We start from the raw sequence: 19,039 nt of genomic DNA on the forward strand, positions 1-19,039 counted from the left end.
CGATGGGGTGATCGGGGCCTCGGACGGGTCAGGCGGCGGTGAACGCCAGGACCGTGTTGTGCCCCCCGAAGCCCAGGGAGTGGCTGAGGGCGAGACCGACCCGCTGCGGCCTGGTTGTCGCGCGGACGATGTCGATGCCCGCCGTGGTGGCGTCCGGAGCCGTGAAGTTGGCCGTGGGCGGCACGGTCCCACGGGCGATGCTCAGCACGGTCAGCGCCGCCTCGATCGCCCCGGCCGCGCCCATGGTGTGCCCCAGGACGCCCTTGGCCGAGGTGACCGAGGGGGCGTGACCGGTGCCGTACAGCTCCCGGATCGCCGTTGCCTCCACCGCGTCGTTGAGCGCGGTGCTCGTGCCGTGGGCGTTGATGTGGTCGACCTCGTCCGGGGAGCGGCCTGCCCGGGCCAACGCCTCCCGGGCCGCCGCCCGCAGCCCGACGCCCTCGGGGTGCGGGGCGGTGGGGTGGTGGGCGTCTCCGGTGGCGCCGTACCCGGCGAGCAGCGCCGACGGTCCGACCGTACGCGCGGCGGCATGAGCCGCACGTTCCAGGACGAGCACCCCGCAGCCTTCGCCCAGCACGAAGCCGTCGCGGTCCCGGTCGAACGGGCGCGAGGCGCCCCCCGGGTTCCCCTCGCGCCGGGACAGTGCGCCCATCTTGGCGAACGCCGAGGCGCACAGGGGTGTGACCATGGCATCCGTGCCGCCTGCCACGGCGATGTCGCACGCCCCTGCCCGCAGGAGCAGGGCGGCCGTGATGATCGCCGTCGCGCCTGACGCGCAGGCCGTGGAGGTCTGCAGCGAGGGTCCGGTGGCGCCTAGTTCGAGGGCGAGGTGGCCGGCGGCCATGTTCGGGAGGAAGGCGGAGAGCGTCATCGGGGAGAGCGCTCCGGGGCCGGAGGCGAGCAGCTTGCGGTGCTGCTCCTCCAGGGTGGAGATCCCGCCCGCCGCCGTGCCCACGACCACCGCGACCCGCCCCGCGTCCCACCGCGCCGGGTCCAGCCGGGCCGATGCGAGGGCCTCGCGGGCGGCGGTCAGGAGGAACCGGGTGGCGGGGTCGAACCGCCAGAGCCGCCCCCGCCCCCGCTCCCGCGGAGGTACCCGGCAGGCGAGGCGGACGGGCGCACCCGCCTCCGCCAGTACGGGGTCGGTGTGCGCGGTCGCCCGCCCGGCGCACACCGCGTCCCAGGTGGGCTCGGTGCCGATGCCGCCGGGTGTCACGAGGCCGATGCCGGTGACGGCGATGTCGTCGCCGGTCACGAGGGAATGCCCCCGTCCGCCCCCTCCGCCTCCAGCAGTGCCGCCACCGAGCGGGCCACCTCTTCCACCGTCAGTTCGCCGGTGGCGGCGGAGTCGTCGAGCGGGACCCCCCATTCCTCCTGGAGGGTGACGTGGAGCTCCACCACGGCGAGGGAGTCCAGGTCCAGGTCGCCGAGGGTGGCGTCCGGGCGGATCTGATCGGGGGCGACCTCGAACTTGTCGCCGAGCAGGTTCACGAGGTGGGTGTAGACGCGTTCCACTGGGGGCTCCTCACAGGGTGCGGGACGGAAGGGGTGGTGGTCGTGCGAGAGGTGGGGGCGGCGTCCGGAGGCTCGGCCAGCGGCCTGGCGTCCGGCCAGTTCAGGGCGGCGGAAGCCCATGTGAAGCCGCCGCCGAACGCGGTGAGCAGGGTGCGCCCGCCGGGCTCCACCGCCCGGTGCACGGACGGTTCGGCCAGGACGAGGGGGATCGAGGCGGCGGCGGTGTTGCCGAGCTCGCGGATGTTGCCGTACCGGTGCGCGGGCGCGATGCCCAGCCGGTCGCCGACGGAGTCGAGGATCCGCTGGTTGGCCTGGTGGCCGACGAACGCCCGTACGGAGTCCGCCGTCCAGCCGGCCCGCCGCAGCACGGCCTCGGAGGACTGCGTCATGCGGCGTACGGCGTGGGCGTAGACGGCGCGGCCCTCCATGTGGAAGTAGTGCGCGTCCGGGGCGGGCGGCGGCAGGTGGAGCGGGTGGCGGGCCCCGCCGCCGGGCACGGTGATGGCCGCCCGGCCGCTGCCGTCCGAGCCGAGCTCCGTGGCCACGACGGCACCGGGCTCGTCCCGTACTCCGGGCCGCAGCAGTACGGCCCCGGCCCCGTCGCCGAATATCGGAGCCGTTCCCCGGTCGCAGGGGTCGACGATGGCGGTGTAGGTCTCCGCCGCGATCACCAGGGGCGCGGCGCACGCACCGCCGCGCACCAGGCCTGTCGCGACGGCCAGCGCGTACAGGAACCCCGAGCAGACCGCAGAGACGTCGAACGCGGCGACCGTCCCGAGGCCGAGCCGGTGCGCGACCTCCGGGGCGGTCGCCGGGCACGGGTGGTCGGGGGTGGAGGTGGCCAGCAGCACCAGGTCCGGGCGGGCGCCCCCGGCGGAGGCGAGCGCCGCCCGGCCCGCGCCGACCGCCAGGTCCCCGGTGCTCGTGCCCGGGGAGGCGTGGCGTCGGCGCTCGATGCCGGTGCGGTCACGGATCCAGCCCGCGTCGGTCAGCAGGGCGCCGCGTGCGATGACGGCGTCGTTGTCGACCACATGGGGTGGGAGGCAGGAGCCGATGCCCACGATGACGGCGGTGGAGGCGGAGTCGTCGGGCCACATGTTCAGGCCGCGGCGAAGGGGGAGGGAGGTTTGGGGTGACCGGCCAGCCCGCCGTCCGGCACCGCCAACCCTCCGTCGACGACCAGCGCGTGGCCGGTCACGAACGAGGAGGCGGACGAGGCCAGGAAGAGCGTCGCGCCGACCACCTCGTCCGTCGTGGCCCAACGGCCCATCGGTACATGGCTGGTGAGCCAGTCCGACAGGGCGTCGGCCTCGCTGGCGAACGCCGTCATGTCCGTACGCGTCCATCCCGGGCAGAGCGCGTTGACCCGGATGCCCTGCCGGGCCCAGCCGACCGCCAGACTGCGCGCCAGCGACAGCTGGGCGGCCTTCGTGGCCGCGTACGCCTCCATCATCGGCGTGCCGACGATCCCGGCGATGGACGACATCAGGACGAGACTGGCCCGCTCGGACTCCAGCAGGTACGGGTGACAGGCGCGGCAGACCGCGGCCGTGGCGTTGAGGTTGATGGAGACGACTGTCTCCCAGTCCCGCTGCTCGGCGTGCTGGAGCGGTATCAGCAGCGGGCTGCCGTCCTCGGCGGTGGGCAGGGTGCCCGCGTTGTGCACGACGACGTCCAGCCCGCCGAGCGCGGTGGCGGCCCGGTCGACCAGGGCGGCCGCCACGCCCGGCTCGGCGAGGTCCCCGTCGAGCGCCACCGCCTTGCGCCCCCGCTCCTCCACCGCCCGTACGGTGGCGTCGAGTGCGGGCAGGGTCCGGGCGGTCACGGCCAGGTCGCACCCCGCGTCGGCGAGGCCTTCCGCGACGGCGCGGCCGATGCCCCGTGACGCACCGGTGACCAGGGCGCGGGCACCGTCCAGGCGGAAGAGGTCCACAGCGTTCATGGCAGGTTCCTTTCTGACGCGTTCGGTACAGGGGAGTTCGCTACAGCGGTGGGTACGGGCATCAGGGCGCGGGCCCCGCTCCAGGTGAGGAGCGCGCTGCCCCAGGTCATCCCGGCGCCGAACACGGTCAGCAGCACCCGGTCCCCGGGGCGCAGGCCGTCGCGGGCAGCGGCGGCGGCGAGCGCGTAGGCGGCGCTGGCGGCCCCGATGTTGCCGACCTCGTCACCGACGACGACCAGGCGGTCCGCGGGGATGCCCAGCTCGCCGCCGAGGCGCCGCAGCAGTACGGGATTGGGCTGGTGGCAGACGAAGCGGGCGATGTCCTTCACGCCGAGCCCGGCGCGGTCCAGGGCCTCGGTGATCAGGCGGGGCAGCACGTCCACGATGAACCGGCTGACGCTCCGCCCGTCCATGCGGATGTGGTGGCTCCCGGCGGCGAGCGTGGCGGGAGCGGCGGGCAGCCGGCTGCCGCCACCCGGGATGAGGACGAGTCCGGCCTGCGTCCCGTCGGAGCCGAGCCGGAAGTCCTCGAACCCGTACGGTTCGTCCACGGGCCCCAGCACGGCCGCCGCGGCCCCGTCGGCGAAGAGGACCGAGGTGCCCCGGTCGCTGCGGTCCAGGAACTTGGAGTACGCCTCCACCCCGACCACCACCGCGTAGCCGTCCTGGTCGGCGCCGCGCAGCCAGTCGTACGCCACCTTGGCGGCGAACAGCCAGCCGGAGCAGGCCGCGCCGACGTCCAGGGCGACGGCCCGGTGGGCGCCCACGAGGGCCTGGATACGGCAGGCGGTGGAGGGGCCCAGCTCGTCGGGGGTGGAGGTCGCGCAGACCAGGAAGCCGACGTCCGCGATGTCGATCCCCGCCGCCTCGACCGCCGACCGGACCGCCTGGGCGGCCAGGTCGGAGGCCGCCTCGTCGGGTCCGGCGACATGGCGGGTGAGGACGCCGGTGCGTTCGCCGATCCACTGGGCGGTCACTCCGGCGTCCCTGGCCACCTCTTCGTTGGTGCGGGTGCCGGGCGGGAGGTGGGTGCCCATGCCGAGGACGCCGACGCGGCGTGCGGCGGCCGTCTCCGGGCCTCGCTCGCCGGTCATGAGGCGGACCCGCGCGTCCAGGTGAGCGTGGCGGCCATGGCGGCGTTGACGTCTGGGGCGGCCAGCGGGGCCGGAGACGATTCGTCGGTCTCGCCGAACACGGCCAGCAACAAAGTCAGTTGCCCCATGATCGCTTCGCGCAGCCGGTCGGTGACCCCGGGCAGCGCCTCCATGTCCGCCGGGTGAAGCGTCCTGAGGGTGAGCAGTGAACCGGCCCAGCGGTGCGCGGCCAGGACACCGTGCAGTGCGGCCAGGGGCGTCAGGGCCCGTACGAGGTCCTGGTCGCGGAGCCGCCCGAGTACGCGGGTGACGTCGTCGGCCACCATCTGTGTCGCGTGAGCCTCGCCCAGCAGGCCGGCCTGCTCCAGCAGCGGGTCCCACCGCCCGAAGGGGTCCCGGGTCGCGACCGTGGTGTCGCGTCGCCTCAACTCCCGTACCAGATCGTGCTGGTGGCGGCGCAGGACGGCTGGCCACCAGTGCGGGGAGGCGGGATCCGGTATCGGCTCCGGCTCTTGCGCCGGTTCCTGTGCCTGCTCCACGAGGGAGCGGCCTATGTCGTAGAAGATCAGCTGGCTGTCGCCGCCCGCCGTGTCGAAGGCGTGGTGGAAGCCCTGATAGGCGGCGAGGCGGTTCACCGTCAAGTGGCCCGAGAAGCCGCACCGGTGCTGGCATTCGGCGGTGAGGCGGGCGGCGGTCCGGACGGTCACGGCCTTGTACGCGGCGAGCGGTTGGCTGACGGCGGCCCACGGGGTGAACCCCATCGCCTCCATGTCCTGCGCCTTTGGCGGCGGGGCCTGCGCCCGTACGGCCTGCGCCCGTACGGCCTGCGCCCGTACGGCCAGGGCCCCGTCGGCGGCGCAGGTCAGGGCGAAGGCGTCGGCCAGGGCGCCGAGGACCACGGTCTGCTGGGTCCGGTACGAGAGCAGGGGCACCCCGGGGGCGATCCGGCTCTGGGTACGGCGCTGCCGGGCGTAGTTGACGGCCTGAACGGCCGAGCGGCGGGAGGTGGCGGCGGCGACCGCCGGCATGGCGGCCCACAGCCCCTGCCCCACCCGCAGGGTGCGCTGGAGGCGCTGTTCCGGTGATCCGGCGGGATCGTGAACGGTGCCGTCGCGGTCGATCCGGGCTCCGTCCGAGAGCCAGTGCGCACGCGGTACCCGCACACCGTGGAACCGTACGTGCACGTAGTCGAGCGGCAGGGCGTCCAGGGCGACCGGCGAGGACAGCTCGACGCCGGGGAGCGGGCCCTGCTCGTCGGTGAGGTCCACCATGAACGCGAAGACCCCGCAGTCGGTGTCCCGGGCGAAGAGCCGGGCCAGGACCACGCCCGTCTGCTCCACCCCCCACGTACCGGCGCTCCCGAACTTGGCGGCCCAGGAGTCGGGCGTGTGCAGTACGAACGAGCCGTCGACCGGGTCGAGATCGGCGCGGGTACCCGTGTCGAGGTGACTGTTGGCCTGGCCGGCCTCGGTGATCAGGTAGACCCCCTTGGCCCTCCCCTCCCGCAGTGCCGACAGCCGGGGCTCCAGGCCCCCCGGATCGTCGGAGAGTTCGGTGAGGGAGCTTAGGCAGAGCAGGTGGTGGACCAGCCCCGCCAGGCAGAGGGACGGGTCGGCGACGGCGGCGCAGGCGTGGACGGCGGCGAGCCGGGCCGGGTCGTCGAGGAGCCCGGCGCCGGGCGGCAGCGCCTCGGCCATGGCGCGCAGCCGGCGCAGCAGGACCGGACCCTGGCCGGGGCCGTGGACGGGCTCGCTGAGCCCTGTCGCCGGCCCCCTCGCCGATTTTGCCCCCGGTCCGGGGTCGTCGGCGAGTGCCTTGCCCAGGGTGGTGAGGGCGGACAGGGAGGACGGATCGCAGAAGCCGTGGAGGAGCCGGTGTATCTCGTCGCGGGCAGTTTCGGGGAGGGCGGAGGGGGGGAGCGTCATGGGTTCTCCGGTCGGAAACGGGAGCGGGTACGGAAAGGACGAGGGGAGGCTCACCACGGGAAGCCGGGTTCCGCGAGCGGGGCGTGCACGGGGGGCGCCGGAACGAGGGCGGCGGTGAGCACGGTGCGGGCACTGGAGGCCAGTGCGCTGCCCGTACCCGCCTCGAAGAGGGCGCCGGGCCGGTAGGCGAGCACCTGGTTCAGCACGGGAGGCACCGCTGCCGGCCGCACCAGGCAGTCGGCCAGGCGCGCGGAGAGGTCGTCGGCGGGCCCGTAGCGGCGGCCCGCCACGGCCGAGTGGACCGGGAAGCGGAAGTCGTGGCAGGGGTAGGCCCGTACGGCGGTGGCGAACGCCTCGGCCGCGTGGCCCAGCGCGGGGTGGTGGGAGGAGAACGGCAGCCGCAGCCGTACCGCGGCCGTCCGCCGGTCCGCGGCCGCCTTCTCGACCAGGGCCAGCGCGGCCACCGGCCCGGCGACCACCACCGACCGCTCGTCGTTGACCACGGCCACCACGGCTTCCGTGGCCCCAGCCTCCTCCAGCAGGACGTGTGCCGCCCGTTCCGAGCAGGCGAGCGCCGTCAGTCCGCCGGGGCAGAAGGTGAGGGCGACGGCGAGGTCGTGTGCGGCACGTGCGCCGTCCTCCACGGCGAACACTCCGGCGGCCGTGAGCGCGGCGATCTCGCCGAAGCTCACCCCGACGGCCGCCGATGGTGCGCCGTACGCCGTGCTGAGCGCTCGATGAATCGCCACCGACGCGCCGAACAGGGCGAGTTGGGCGGTACCCGTGGTCGCGTGCGCGAGGTCGCGCCCGCTGGGCGGGTGGGGCCCCAGCAGCCGTGGGCCGAGTTCCGGCAGCCCGCGTTCGGCGGCCACGGTGTCGACCTGCTCGAAGACCTCGCGGACGGCCGTGCGCAGACCGGGTACGGCGTGGACCGAAGCGACCAGGGCGCTGACGGAGAAGTCGCCCTGGCCCGGGAAGAGATGCACGGGCCGCCGGAGGGGGGGACGGCCCAAGGCGGCGGTGTGGGGGGCTGGACCGGCACGCATGGTGTTCTTCCTTTCGGTGAGGCCGCGTTCGGTGCGCTCCTCGGGAACGGTCGGATCGTTCGACGGGGAGGGGGAGCTCGCACGGCGCAGCCATGGCAGTGGGGGGAGCGCGGGGGCGCGGCTCAGGTGGATGGCGCGCTACGCAATGCGCACTGTGGGAGGCCGGGGGAGGGCCTTCACTCTGAGTCTGTGTGATGGGTGGGCCGGCACCGCCGCGGGCGGGCTCCAGACATGTTGAACCCACAAACATGTTGAACAGCGGCGCTCACAGGAGGGAAAGGGGAGGGCAGGGTGAAGCAGCGGGACGCGGCAGATGAGGAAGGGGGGAGAGGGCGAGCGAGGAGCGGGCGAGCCCGGCGCACTCCGAACCAGGCCCTGCGCCTCCTCCTGGCCGAGGCCGGGTGGAGCGGTGCGCAACTGGCCCGTGAGGTCAACGCGCTCGGGGCCGTGCAGGGAACGGCCCTGCACTACGACCGCACGGCGGTGGCGCACTGGCTGGCCGGCAGCCGCCCCCGCCGACCCGTCCCCTCCCTGGTCGCGGAAGCCCTGTCCCGTCGGCTGGGCCGACCGGTGCGGGAGCGGGACACGGGGCTGGGCGCCGTCGGCGGCGCGGCCCACGACCTCGCGGCGCCGCCCGGCGAGGGGGATGCCGTGGAGCGTCTCGACGAGGTGCTGCCTGAGATCGCCCGGCGCCGGGCCGCCTTCGTCGGCGCCTACTCACTGGCCGCGCTGGCGATCCCGTACGGACAACTCACCCTGCTGCACGGATCGTCCGAGCACACAAGACCCCCGCCGGCCCCGGCGGTCCCGCCCGGCCCGCGCGGGAGGGTGGGTAGGGACCATGTGGCGTCCGCGCACGAGCTGCTGGCCCTCTTCTCCCGAGGGGACGCGGCTTTCGGGGCCGGACCGGTGTACGAGCCCCTGCGCCAGTACCTCTCGGCCACGGTGCTGCCCTGGCTGAAGGGCGACATGAAACCCGCCGTCCGGCGCGAACTGCTCACGGTCGCCTCCCGCCTCACCTACCTCTGCGCGTTCACTCACTTCGACATGAACCACCACGCCGCAGCCCAGCGCCTCTACCTCACGAGCGTCGAACTCGCCCGTGAGGCGGGCGACCGGATCGGCTACGGGATCGCGCTGCGCGGGCTGAGCGTGCAGGCCCACGCGTTGGGGCACTTCGCCGAAGCGCACCACCTCGCCGAACAGGCCGTGGACGTGGCCCTGCGGCACGCGCCCCCGCACCAGCAGGCCTTCTTCCACGGCCAACTGGCCGTCACCCTGGCGGGCCGGGGCGATGTCCGGCACACCCGCCACCTGACGGCGGCCGACCGCTGCCTGGAGCGCTCGCCGAGTGGTGACACCCCGGTCGGCGCCTTCCACGCCGGCTCCCTCGCCCTCCAGCGTGCGGCCACCGCGGCGAGCCGGGGGGACCGGCACGCCGCCGCCCGGGCGCTCGACCTCTCCCTGCGTCACCGCCCCGCCGACGAGCGCCGCTCCCGCGCCCTGTCCCTCGCGGAACTCGCGGAGACCCAACTGGCCGTCGGACACCTGGAACGGGCGTGCCGCACTTGGCACGAGTTCCTTGATGTCCACCCGCGTGTCCACAGCGCCCGCGCGGACGACCGGGTGCGCCTGCTGACCGCCAAGGCCCGTCCGTACAGCGGGAATCCACTCGTGGCCGCGCTGCTCGGCCGCGTGCGCGAGGCGCGCGGGAGGTAACTGACGGCGCACGGGCCGGCCTCGTGAGCCCTGCGGTGACCGGTGGCGGGTACCGGCTGGGCCAGAGGAGTGAGAGGTGTCCGTCGCCGGAAGAACCGCGTAGGTCGGCCGGTTGTACAGCCCGCCCCGACGAACTTCCGTCACGGGGCTCCCGTGGACCACCGGCAGGAACGAATGAACCGCAGCAAACGCTCCGATGTGTTCCCCTCCACCTCGCTCCCCGTCACGCCCGGCGGGCTCTCGGTCGCCACGGCGTGGTGGCATCCCGTACGCGGTCATGTGGACTGCCCGGCGCACCCGTTGCTCTCCGCACATGCCCGGCGGGCCGGGTACACCGTCGACGCCCGGCCGTGGGAGGAGGCGGCCGTGAACGGCGACGACCGGGGCCCGGCGGCGACGACCGTCGTCGCGGTCTCCTACGAGCGGCCGGAGGGCGGACACCGGGGCATCGCGCTCGCGGCACGCAGCGAGGACGGTGCGGCGGTCGCCTTCGCCCACCGGCAGATCACCTCCTGGCAGTCGGTGTTACGGACACGACGGGTGCTGTACGTCAGCGAGGAGACGGCTCCCTCCGGCGCACCGGCGGCGGGGGTTCGGTCCGCCACCCCGGCACCCCATGTGCCTCACCCCTCCGCGTCCTACGCCCCCGTGCCGCCGCAAGGGCCCAGAGGGTCGGGTGGGCCGGGCAGGCAGGACCGGCCGGATGGTGGTGGCTGGCTGGCCTGCGGGTGCCCCGCGGGGTCCACTTGCCCGTCCGCCGACTCCGCCGAGCGCTCGCTGCACCGGTCCGTGGGCCGGGGGGACGAGGTCGTCGTGGTCGGCGCACCGGCGGGCGGGACCGGCGGCGGCTGGCCGCGCAAGGTGCCGGCCGGAACGGTGCAGCGGGCGCGGACCCCCGCCCAGGCCGAGGCGCTCGCCGTCGCGGACCCGGAGCGCTTGGCCTTCGTGCTCGCGCCCGGGGCCGTGGTGTCCGAGGCGGCCGGAATCCTCCGGGTGCTCCGCCGGCGCTTTCCACGCCTGCGCGGGCAGCACCCCTGGGACTGGTGCTACACGACGGACGACCTGGTCACGGCGGTCGGCTCCGTCCTCGGCCAGTCCGACGCGCTCCTCGTCACCGGCAGCGGCGACAGCCCGCTGGTCCGCACCGCGCTCGTCGTGGCGGCCCGGTCGGGAGTCCGGGTCCGCGAGGTCACGAGCCTGGACCGGATCCGGCCCGAGGACGTCGACGGGGCGACGATCACCGTCCTGCACACCGCGGCGAGAGACGGGCACGGCCGGGACCTGGCGCGGGTCCTGGACGGCCTGGGGCCCACCGGGCACATCGTGCGTAGGGTCCACTCGACAGCGCTGCCTTCCGGCCTGGGCGCACACGAGCCCGCCTGAACACACGGGCCCGCACGGACACGCCGACGGCATGATTCCCCCGGGCCCCCGTGAGCGCGCGGCCCACGGCGCTACTGCTTCGGCGCCCCCAGCCGCAGCAGGTGGTCCCGCCCCGCGCTGAGCAGGCCCGGGAGGTCCGCCGCGCCCGGGTGCCAGCGCTTCTCGTACTCCCAGCAGACCCACGTCTCCGGGTCCAGCGGCTCCACGCAGGCGGCCAGCGGCAGCCCCCCCGCGCCCAGGGGGAGCGGAGTGAGGTCGTCCGCCGATGCGACGTCCTTCACCTGTACGTAGCCGAGGTGCGGGGCCAGCACCGCGTGGCCGGCGGCCGGGTCCTCGCCGGCCAGCCAGGTGTGCAGGACGTCCCAGATGGCCCCGATCCTGGGGTGGCCGACGGTGCCCACGACCCGGGCCACGTCGGCGCCGGCGCGGTGCGAGTCGTGGGTCTCCAGCAGGATGCTGACGCCCATGTCGGCGGCGGCCGGGGCGGCCGCGCCCAAGCGGCGGGCGGCCGTCGCGTCGGCGTCCGCCGGGTCCTGGTCGCCGCCGCCGGGGAAGACCCGGACGTAGCGGGCGCCCAGGTCCCGGGCGAGCTTCACCAGGTCGGCCAGCCCGGCGGAGACGGCCTCGTCGTCGCCCTCGGCCGCCACCTGGACGTACCCGGCCACCGTCAGGATCTCCACCCCGGCCCCCTTGAACGCCTCGACCACATCGGCCCGTTCGAGGGAGGAGAGGCCCGGGTGCACCGGCTCCTCGGCGTGGGCGCGCAGTTCCACGCCCTCGTAACCGTGCTCGGCGGCGAGCCGGACGACCTCGGCCACCGGCATTCCCGGCACCCCGAGAGTGGAGAAAGCGAGCTTCACGTGCGTGTCCTTCCCGATCGTGACCGCGCGGGAGCGTGTCCGGCGCCTTCCCCCGGCTCCTGCCCGCAGCCCGGGCCCGTACTCGTGCGGCAAGCGTCTCAGCCGGTACCCCGCAGCACCTGCTCCAGGCTACCGAGCAGCCGCAGCGCGTCCTCGCGCTCCGCCCCATCCAGCGCCCGCCCGACGGAGGTCGCGGCCACCGGCTCCGGGGTGATCACCCGCAGGGCCGCCGCCGCCTGCCGGGCGAACATCGCCAGCAGGTCCAGCTCCCGCACGCTGGAGCGGGCCTGCGGTGACGCGTCCAGCACTTCGAGCACCCCCAGCACACGGGAGTCGCTGATCAGCGGGGCCGCCATCAGGGAGTCGGGGACGTACTCGGTGGATTCGGCCAGCGACCTGTCGAACGACGGGTCGGTCGACAGGTCGTCCACCACCATCGGCTCGCCCGAGGTCGCCACCCAGCCGGCGATGCCCCGCCCGGCCGGGAACCGGTGCCCCACGAGGAACTCCTGGCCCTCTCCGGAGACCGCCCGGAAGACCAGTTCGTCCGTCTCCTCGTCGAGCAGGAGTACCGAGCTCGCGGCCGCGCCGAAGATGGCCCGGGCCACGTCGACGACCGACTGGAGCAGCTCGTTGCGGGGTGTGTCGGAGGAGGCGGGGGCGAGGGGGGACGCCGGGGCGGATTCAGTCTTCGGAGTCATCGCGGGTATCTCCTGCCGCTGTTGAAGGACGCGGGGGGTGTTCGGCGCTCGGCTCGTGGCGCACGTTGGCCGCCGACAGATAGAGGGCGTTCTTGAGCTGGAAGGCCGTCATCCGGGGATGCGCCGACAGGATGCGTGCGCAGAGCCCGGCGACGTACGGCGTGGCGAAGCTGTTCCCGGTGGTGCGGATCGTCCGGCCGCCCAGCCACGGCACGGTGACGTTCTGGCCCGGCCCGAAGAACTCCACGGGCGGCTCCGGGTTGTAGAGGTGGAGGCCGGGGTCGTCCTCCTGGTGGCTGCCGACGGAGATCACCGACGCGAACCGCCAGGGGAAGCTCTCCACCGGGGTGTTGTGGGCCGAGGCGACGATCACCGTACGGGCGAAGTAGGCGCTGTCCGCGAGGGAGTGCAGCTCCTGCGCGAACCGGGACCGGGTGGTCGACAGGCTCAGGTTCACCACGTCGAAGCGCTGCTCGACCGCCCACCGCAGCCCCGCCATCAGGATGTCCCCCGTGCCGGAGAACCGCTCGCCCAGCACCCGGACGCTGTGGATCTCGCACTCCGGCGCGGTCCGGCGGATGATGCCCGCGCACGCGGTGCCGTGCCCGCAGGTGTCGCCGGTGGTCGTCGGCTCGACCGTGATCTCCCCGCTCTCGGCGTCCTTGACGACCACCCAGGAGGCGGCCGGTTCGCCGACCAGCGGATGGTCGCGCTCCACCCCCGAATCCACCACGCACACGCGTACGCCGCGCCCGGTGGCGGGCCCGGCGGGGTGTCCGCCCGGTGGTCCCGGGTCGCCCAGGACGGGCACGTCCTCGGGGCCGCGTCCGCGCAGGCTCCAGGTCAGGCCCTGCCCCGGGGCAGGCCTCGCTCCGGCTGTCGCTGTCGCTTCTCCCGTGGCGCCCATCGGTCAGCTCCCTTCCCTCGTCGTGACCATGGCTGTGGTTCCCGTATGTGCCGTGAGGAAGGCCGCCACACGGCGGGCCCCCGGCAGGTGCCCCTTGCCCGCGAAGTGCGCCCCGGCGCTCCGGGCCGCCGCCTCGGCGGCAGCCGTGCGGTCCAGCGCGGCGAGCGTGCGGGCCCGGTCCAGTTCGGCGGACGCCCGCACCAGCGGGGAGTCGGTGAGCAGGGACACGCGTACGGCCCTTTCGGCGTGGCGGCACGCCTCGTCCGGGCAGGCCCGGGCCGCCAGCCGGCCCCGTAGCCCCTCCAGGTCGACGGCGTCCGCGCGGCTCAGCTCCGACGCGTCGCCGATGCCCGCCAGCCACCTCGCCGCCCGGTCCTCGTCGCCCGCGTCCAGCTCCAGCCGGGCCGCGTCCAGTGCCACGGCCGTCCGCAGGCCCGCCGCCCCCATGCGCCGGGCCGCCGCGTCCGCCCGGGCCAGCAGGGTCAGGGCCTCCTCGCCCCGGCCGAGCAGGGCCTCCACGGTCGCCCGGAACACCGGCAGGAACACCTTCGCCTCCGCGAACCCGAGCTTCCCCGCCAGCCGTTCCGCCTCCGCCAGGCACGCGTACGCGTCGTCGGCCCGGTCCTGGAGCCCGTACAGCACCGCCAGCGGGCAGTTGAGCGTGACCCGGACCGTCGGTCGGCCGGACCCGTGAGCCGTCAGCAGGGCGCGGCACCGCTCCACCGCGTCCGGCACCGGGACGGGCCCGCGCCAGAGCGAGATCCCGATCGCACCCAGGGCCCCGGCCCGTTCGGGCTCCGCCCCGGCCTCCACCGCGTGCTCCAGGGCCCGCGCGTGGTCCCGCTCGGCCTCCTCGTGGCGGCCCGACCGCTGGAGCTGCTGGGCGAGGCGGAGGTGGGCCCGGGCCCGGCCGACCGCGTCCCCGGCCGCCTCGAAGACCGGCAGCACCGCGCGGGCCGTGGCGGCGGGCCCGGGGCTCGCCGCCGGGTCCAGCACCGCCAGCGCGAGGCGGGCGTGCGCGGCCGCCACCGGGGCGTCGGTCAAGTCCCTGACATGGCAGAGCAGTTCGGCGCCCTCTTTGACCCGGCCGAGCGCCACCCGTACCTCGCCGAGCCCCAGCAGCGCGCCCGCCGCGTCCGGCCGCAGCTCCACGGCCCGCTCCAGCAGCCCGTGCGCCCAGTGCAGGTCGGAGCGGGCGGCGGCCTGGGCCCCGGCCCGGCCCAGCGCGGCGGCGGCCCGGTCCCGCAGCAGCCGGGCCCGGTCGTCCAGCAGGCCCAGCTCGGTGCGGTAGCGGTAGGCGCGCTCCAGATGGCCCCCGACCGCGCCGTCGCCGGTCCGCAGCACGCTCGGCAGCTCGGCCGCCCACGCGTGGCGCTCCGCCTTGGCCCGCTTGGAGAGCGAGGCGTAGGCGACCTCGTGGACCAGCCCGCTGCTGAACCGGTACGCCGACGACTCCCCGGCCCCGGACGGCGCGGGCTCCACCAGCCGTCGCAGGGCCAGGGCGGCGAGCGCCTCGTCGACGCGGTGCCGGTCCTCGGGCCCCTGCCCGGTGACGGCGGCGGCGACGGCCCCGGGCTGCTCCGCCGTCCGTACGGACAGCTCCAGCCGCACCAGCTCCGCCGCCGCGAACTCCCGGCCGATCACGGCGGCCAGGTCCACCACCCCGCGCTCGGCCCGGGCCAGCGCGCCGATCCGGGCGCCCAGCAGGGCCTGGAGGGTGGGCGGCAGCTCCCCCTCCGGCCCCGAGGCTACGGTGGTTCCGTCGCCGACGAGGAACTGCTCCAGGTAGAGCGGGTTGCCCTCGGAGCGGGCGAGGAGCCGGTCGTCGGCCGGGGCGGGGCGGCCGTCCAGCCGCGCCAGGCCGGCGGCCAGCCGGGCCGCCTCCTCCCGGGGGAGGCCGGTGAGCTGGAGGTGCCCCAGCTCTTCGCCGGCCGCACCCGTGTCCCGCGCCTCTTCCGGACGGCCCGCGCAGATCACCAGGGTGCGCGCGGGCCCCGTGTCGCCCGTCAGCCGGTCCACCGTCCGGACCAGCAGGGGCGCCGCCGCATGCCAGTCGTCGAACACCAGGACCACCGGCCGGTTCCGGGCCGTCCGCTTCAGGACCACGGTCAGCGCGGCGCACATGTCCTCGAAGGGGGCGTTCGGCGTGCCGTCGCGCAGGAGGCCTCCGGAGAGCAGGGCCATCGCGTCGTCGGTCGCCTCGTCCCCGGGGGCGTGGGCGTTCGCGTCGGCGTGCGGGAGCAGCGAGCGTACGGCGTCGGCGAGGGGCGCCAGCGTGCCGTGGTCCCCGTAGGTGCGGCAGCGGCCCGCCCCGTACGCGAAGGCCCCCGCACCGCTCCGGCGCGTCAGCCACTCCCGTACCAGCCGGGTCTTGCCGATGCCCGCCTCGCCGGTCACCCGCAGGAGGCCGGGGCGGTCGCCGCGTACGGTTTTGTCCAACGCGCTTTCCAGGGAGCGCAGTTCGGTGGTACGGCCGACAAAGGGGGCGTCGAAGCGGCGCAGCAGCTCGGGATCGTCCGCCCCCAGCGCCAGCAGCCGGTACGCCTCCACCCCCTCGCGCTTCCCCTTGAGCTGGAGGGGGCCGGTCGGCTCGGCCGTCACCGTGGGGCCGGCGGCGAGGAGGGTCTGCGGACCGATGAGGATCTCGCCCGGGCCCGCGTTCTGCTCAAGGCGCGCGGCGATGTTGACGACCTCGCCGGACACCAGGGCCTGGCGGGCCGTGGTGTCCGAACCGGCTACCACCTGGCCGGTGTTGACCCCGATCCTGGTCGTCAGCCGGATACCGAGCGAGGCGTGCAGCTCCTCGTTGAGGGCGTCCAGCGCCCGGTGCATCCCGAGCGCCGCCGCCAGGGCACGCCGGGCGTCGTCCTCGCGCACCACCGGTACGCCGAACACCGCCATGACCGCGTCCCCGATGAACTTCTCCGGGGTGCCGCCGCGCGCCACGATCTGGGCGCTCATCGCCTCGAAGTACCGCAGGGTCACCGTCCGCAGGGTTTCCGGGTCCAGCACCCCCGACAGGGCGGTCGAGCCCACGAGATCGCAGAACAGCACGGTGACCGGCTTGCGTTCGTCCTCGGGGGGAGGCGCGACGGTGGCGGGGGCTGCCGCCGGACCGGCGCACGGCGTCCCGCAGGACGAGCAGAACCGGGCCGTGGAGGGAAGCTCCTGTCGGCACGAGGGGCAGGTCATGGCGGGTCCTCAACTCTCCTGGTCCAACTCGCCTCGTAAGACGGGATGGTGGCTGATCCGGCCCCGGGAGCGCACGCGCCGGACCCCCGTCCTGGCGCGGGCGCCCCCGGGGGGCCCGGGAAGGCCCCTAGAACAGCGCGCCGCCGGCGATCTCGCCGTGTGCCTGGACCTCGGGGCCCACGGCGTCCAGCCGGTTCTTGACGTCGAGCAGCAGGGTGAGCTCCTGCGGTGTCAGATCGCCCAGTACCAGGCGCTGTTCCTCGGTGAGCAGGTCCACGGGGAAGCCCGCTTCGTGCAACACCTGCTCGACCGGCCGCTGTTCGGGGCCATGCGGGTTCGGTGGTGGTCCGGTCATCGGGTGACTCCCGTCGGTGGGGTGGGTCCGGCTCCCCGCAGCGACGGCGCCGGTGCGGAGCGCCCGAGCCGGACGAACAGCCGGGTGAGCGCGTCGAGGGAGTGCAGCGCGCTGACCGCGACCGCCGCTTCCTGGTCCCGGGTCAGCGGCAGCCGGTCCAGCAGCGCGTACAGCTCGTCCAGGTGGTGCGTGTCGAGCGCCGCGTGCTCCCGTACGGTCCGCAGGGCGGCGGCGGGCAGCCCGGTCAGCCTGCCGACGCGGTCGGTCAGTCCGGGGGCGGGCGCGTACCCCTCCAGCACCGCGATGTAGCCGAGCAGGGCCACCGGGTGGTGGTGCTCGATCCAGTAGTACGGGGGGCCGACGAGGGTCGCCACGTCCGGTGGCGGCAGTGGGCCGAGCGCGTCCTCGGGGGCGGCGCCCGCCGCGAGCAGATCCTCCAGCAGCCAGGTGTCGTGCCCGGCCTCCTCCTGGATGTGCTCCGCCAGATAGGCGGCCAGGGGCTCCGACAGTGGATCGCCGGGCCTGACCGCCGTACGCCGCAGGGCGAGTTCCATCAGCGGCACGGAGGCCCGGATCACGGCGTGCATGGTGCACAGGTAGCTCCGGTAGCGCGGCAACAGGTCCTCGGGGCGCCACATATGGGTGGTCGAATCCCGGAACTCCGGTTCCAGAAGCAGCAGTTTGGTGCGCAGACGCGTCGAAGCCCTCCTGGGGGCGGCGGCGCTCGTCCAGGTGATGCTCACCGCGCACTCCGGGCGCCCACCAGGGGCGCGTACGCCGAGCAGCCGTGCCGCCGGACGACCCCCTCCGGCCCGCCTCGCGCCCCGCGCTCGGCGGCGGCCAGGTCCAGCAGCGCACCCGCCGGGCCCGCCGCCACCGCACGGGCGCCGGCCGCCACCGCCTCGTCGCCGCTTAGCGCCCGGCAGCCGTCGCAGTAGGAGCCCGCATGGGGCGCGGCGCCGGAGCGGGCGGCCAGATGGGTGGGCCCGACCGTACGGATCATCCGCAACACCGGTGATTCCAGGGCCCGTCGGCGTACGGTCTCCCAGTCGTCGGAGTCGATGTGCCCGAGGTCCAGATGGGCCGGGGCGGGCCGCCGGTCCACGGTGTCCTGGTTGCAGCAGGCCAGCACCGTGCCGTCGAACGCGACCACCGGCCAGGCGGCCATCGAGCACGGCGCCGCCACCGACGGGTCGGGGCCGGTGCGCGCGGGCCGGGCCCAGGAGGCGGCCCGGCCGAACGGCCGCACCTCGTTGACCAGGGACGGCACCCGGCCGCCGAACTCCTTCGCGATGGCCCGGGTGATGTCGGCCAGATACGGGTCGGTGGCGCCGGTCCCGGTGAGGTGGAAGCTGACGGAGACCCCCGAATCGCGGATGCGGTGCAGGGCCCGGAACACATCCGCGCGTGCCACCTCCCGCTCGTGGTGGACGTCCAGGCTCGCGGAGAAGTGGTCGACCTGCGCGATCGCGCGCAGGATCGCTGGCGGTATCGCCTTCGAGCGGGCGAAGAACATGCCGCTCAACACCGCCGTACGCGATCCGGCGCGGCGCGCCAGGAAGCTCAGCTCGCCGGCGAGCGTGGGCAGGAGCAGCGGCTCCCCGCCCGTCAGCATGACGACATCCGGACGGTTCTCGGCGGTGAACGAGCCGACGAAGCGCAGCAGTCGACCGGCGTCCGGCTCCTCCCGCACGGTCAGGTCCGATCCGGTCGAGCAGTGCCCGCACCGCAGGGGGCAGCGGCGGGTGAGGCCGAGCAGCAGACCGGCGGCCGGGAAGGGCCGGAGTCCGACGAGTTCGGCGAGTTCCATACGGGCCGCCTCCTTCGGGGGCTGGGGCGCGCCCGGACTTCAGGGCCGGTACGCACCCGCCCAGGCTCCGCCGTACCGGTTCACCGACGGTCTGCCATCGCTTCAGGATCGGTATGAGCCCAGCTCAGCGAGGTAGGAACCCGTCCGGGGCCTCGGTGGAGCGGCCGCCCGACCCCGCCGTACTGGCCCCATACCGGACCCATACCGGAGCCGAAGCGTCTCCCAGGCCGTGCCTCCTAACTTTCTCGGCAACGGCAGGCAACGGGCCGCGGCGCAAGCCACGAGAACCGGGCCGGCACACGACGAGTGGACGGAGACCACCATGTCCGAGAACACCAAGCCCGCGGCCGACGACAGCAACGAGACCGAGACCGCCGAGGTCGAGGCGCACTCGGTGCTGGACCTCCAGGAGACGTCCGTCGACAAGGTCGTGGCGCCGGGCAGCTGCGTCAGCGTGCTCAGCGTCGTCCTGGAGAACTGACCGGGGCGCACCGGGGCGGCGCCACGGAGGCTGAGTCAGCTCTCTTGCCGTGGCGCCCGGCCGGCCGGTGATGTGGGGCGGCTCCGTCACGACGGAGCCGCCCCGCCGT

Annotated in this window: 17 protein-coding genes; 3 read left to right on the top strand and 14 right to left on the bottom strand. The window is 75.0% G+C overall.

The genetic code is table 11. From position 1 onward, the window contains the following. Positions 1-28: 28 nt before the first annotated feature. Genes AMK21_RS01360 through AMK21_RS01390 form a run of 7 tightly spaced genes read right to left on the bottom strand, consistent with a single transcriptional unit; the run spans position 29 to position 7,462 of the window. A complete protein-coding gene (locus tag AMK21_RS01360; RefSeq protein ID WP_073873313.1) occupies positions 29-1,255 on the bottom strand; it encodes a beta-ketoacyl-[acyl-carrier-protein] synthase family protein in 1,227 nt (408 codons plus the stop codon). Continuing rightward, positions 1,252-1,515, bottom strand: a complete 264-nt coding sequence (locus AMK21_RS01365; RefSeq protein ID WP_073873315.1) for an acyl carrier protein — start codon at positions 1,513-1,515, stop codon at positions 1,252-1,254. The genes AMK21_RS01360 and AMK21_RS01365 overlap by 4 nt, the downstream gene beginning before the upstream one ends. Next, positions 1,488-2,612 (bottom strand): beta-ketoacyl-ACP synthase III, encoded by a 1,125-nt coding sequence (locus AMK21_RS01370; RefSeq protein WP_073873317.1) that lies wholly within the window; start codon positions 2,610-2,612, stop codon positions 1,488-1,490. The genes AMK21_RS01365 and AMK21_RS01370 overlap by 28 nt, the downstream gene beginning before the upstream one ends. 2 nt (positions 2,613-2,614) lie before the next feature. Beyond that, positions 2,615-3,457: an SDR family NAD(P)-dependent oxidoreductase gene (locus tag AMK21_RS01375; RefSeq protein ID WP_073873319.1), complete on the bottom strand. Its 843-nt coding sequence runs from the start codon at positions 3,455-3,457 to the stop codon at positions 2,615-2,617. Then, positions 3,454-4,551, bottom strand: coding sequence for a 3-oxoacyl-ACP synthase III family protein (locus tag AMK21_RS01380; RefSeq protein WP_073873321.1), 1,098 nt, complete (start codon positions 4,549-4,551; stop codon positions 3,454-3,456). Before AMK21_RS01380 ends, AMK21_RS01375 begins: the two co-directional genes overlap by 4 nt. Next, complete coding sequence (locus AMK21_RS01385; RefSeq protein WP_073873323.1) at positions 4,548-6,476, bottom strand: acyl-CoA oxidase; 1,929 nt, start codon at positions 6,474-6,476, stop codon at positions 4,548-4,550. Before AMK21_RS01385 ends, AMK21_RS01380 begins: the two co-directional genes overlap by 4 nt. A 50-nt stretch (positions 6,477-6,526) precedes the next feature. Continuing rightward, entirely contained in the window at positions 6,527-7,462 is a 936-nt protein-coding gene (locus AMK21_RS01390; RefSeq protein WP_234421793.1) for an ACP S-malonyltransferase, read from the bottom strand. A gap of 351 nt (positions 7,463-7,813) precedes the next feature. On the opposite strand from AMK21_RS01390, the gene AMK21_RS01395 reads away from it, so the two are divergent. Together AMK21_RS01395 and AMK21_RS01400 are read left to right on the top strand one after the other, a co-directional pair. Further along, positions 7,814-9,241 (top strand): hypothetical protein, encoded by a 1,428-nt coding sequence (locus AMK21_RS01395; RefSeq protein WP_079181044.1) that lies wholly within the window; start codon positions 7,814-7,816, stop codon positions 9,239-9,241. Between the two features lie 174 nt (positions 9,242-9,415). After that, the gene (locus AMK21_RS01400) at positions 9,416-10,624 is read left to right on the top strand and encodes a 4-hydroxy-3-methylbut-2-enyl diphosphate reductase (RefSeq protein WP_073873327.1); all 1,209 of its coding nucleotides are present in this window, start codon (positions 9,416-9,418) and stop codon (positions 10,622-10,624) included. Positions 10,625-10,695: 71 nt separating this feature from the next. Here AMK21_RS01400 and AMK21_RS01405 read toward each other — a convergent pair whose 3' ends face one another. From AMK21_RS01405 to AMK21_RS01435, 7 genes are all read right to left on the bottom strand, one after another. After that, on the bottom strand, positions 10,696-11,484 hold the full coding sequence (locus AMK21_RS01405) for a sugar phosphate isomerase/epimerase family protein (RefSeq protein WP_073873329.1): 789 nt from the start codon (positions 11,482-11,484) through the stop codon (positions 10,696-10,698). A gap of 98 nt (positions 11,485-11,582) precedes the next feature. After that, positions 11,583-12,185: a GAF domain-containing protein gene (locus AMK21_RS01410; RefSeq protein ID WP_073873331.1), complete on the bottom strand. Its 603-nt coding sequence runs from the start codon at positions 12,183-12,185 to the stop codon at positions 11,583-11,585. Next, the gene (locus AMK21_RS01415) at positions 12,169-13,092 is read right to left on the bottom strand and encodes a S8 family peptidase (protein WP_073873333.1); all 924 of its coding nucleotides are present in this window, start codon (positions 13,090-13,092) and stop codon (positions 12,169-12,171) included. Before AMK21_RS01415 ends, AMK21_RS01410 begins: the two co-directional genes overlap by 17 nt. 3 nt (positions 13,093-13,095) lie before the next feature. Next, entirely contained in the window at positions 13,096-16,284 is a 3,189-nt protein-coding gene (locus AMK21_RS01420; RefSeq protein ID WP_073873335.1) for an adenylate/guanylate cyclase domain-containing protein, read from the bottom strand. Between the two features lie 127 nt (positions 16,285-16,411). Then, positions 16,412-16,639 carry an aroma-sacti cluster domain-containing protein gene (locus AMK21_RS01425; RefSeq protein WP_073873337.1) on the bottom strand — a complete coding sequence of 76 codons (228 nt, stop codon included), beginning with the start codon at positions 16,637-16,639 and terminating at the stop codon, positions 16,412-16,414. Further along, on the bottom strand, positions 16,636-17,382 hold the full coding sequence (locus AMK21_RS01430; RefSeq protein WP_079181045.1) for an iron-containing redox enzyme family protein: 747 nt from the start codon (positions 17,380-17,382) through the stop codon (positions 16,636-16,638). Before AMK21_RS01430 ends, AMK21_RS01425 begins: the two co-directional genes overlap by 4 nt. Next, a complete protein-coding gene (locus AMK21_RS01435) occupies positions 17,379-18,449 on the bottom strand; it encodes a radical SAM protein (protein WP_073873339.1) in 1,071 nt (356 codons plus the stop codon). Before AMK21_RS01435 ends, AMK21_RS01430 begins: the two co-directional genes overlap by 4 nt. A 322-nt stretch (positions 18,450-18,771) precedes the next feature. On the opposite strand from AMK21_RS01435, the gene AMK21_RS35255 reads away from it, so the two are divergent. After that, entirely contained in the window at positions 18,772-18,930 is a 159-nt protein-coding gene (locus AMK21_RS35255; RefSeq protein ID WP_199863081.1) for a hypothetical protein, read from the top strand. The last annotated feature ends 109 nt before the right edge of the window (positions 18,931-19,039 follow it).

This window comes from Streptomyces sp. CB00316, from assembly GCF_001905595.1.
In the GTDB taxonomy this organism is placed as follows: domain Bacteria; phylum Actinomycetota; class Actinomycetes; order Streptomycetales; family Streptomycetaceae; genus Streptomyces.

Excerpts from the sequence above, each read along its gene's own strand:
- AMK21_RS01385 (WP_073873323.1), bottom strand. The coding sequence starts at position 6,476 with ATGACGCTCCCCCCCTCCGCCCTCCCCGAAACTGCCCGCGACGAGATA.
- AMK21_RS01425 (WP_073873337.1), bottom strand. The coding sequence starts at position 16,639 with ATGACCGGACCACCACCGAACCCGCATGGCCCCGAACAGCGGCCGGTC.
- AMK21_RS01435 (WP_073873339.1), bottom strand. The coding sequence starts at position 18,449 with ATGGAACTCGCCGAACTCGTCGGACTCCGGCCCTTCCCGGCCGCCGGT.
- AMK21_RS01415 (WP_073873333.1), bottom strand. The coding sequence starts at position 13,092 with ATGGGCGCCACGGGAGAAGCGACAGCGACAGCCGGAGCGAGGCCTGCC.
- AMK21_RS01375 (WP_073873319.1), bottom strand. The coding sequence starts at position 3,457 with ATGAACGCTGTGGACCTCTTCCGCCTGGACGGTGCCCGCGCCCTGGTC.
- AMK21_RS01420 (WP_073873335.1), bottom strand. The coding sequence starts at position 16,284 with ATGACCTGCCCCTCGTGCCGACAGGAGCTTCCCTCCACGGCCCGGTTC.
- AMK21_RS01400 (WP_073873327.1), top strand. The coding sequence starts at position 9,416 with ATGAACCGCAGCAAACGCTCCGATGTGTTCCCCTCCACCTCGCTCCCC.
- AMK21_RS01380 (WP_073873321.1), bottom strand. The coding sequence starts at position 4,551 with ATGACCGGCGAGCGAGGCCCGGAGACGGCCGCCGCACGCCGCGTCGGC.
- AMK21_RS01410 (WP_073873331.1), bottom strand. The coding sequence starts at position 12,185 with ATGACTCCGAAGACTGAATCCGCCCCGGCGTCCCCCCTCGCCCCCGCC.
- AMK21_RS35255 (WP_199863081.1), top strand. The coding sequence starts at position 18,772 with ATGTCCGAGAACACCAAGCCCGCGGCCGACGACAGCAACGAGACCGAG.
- AMK21_RS01370 (WP_073873317.1), bottom strand. The coding sequence starts at position 2,612 with ATGTGGCCCGACGACTCCGCCTCCACCGCCGTCATCGTGGGCATCGGC.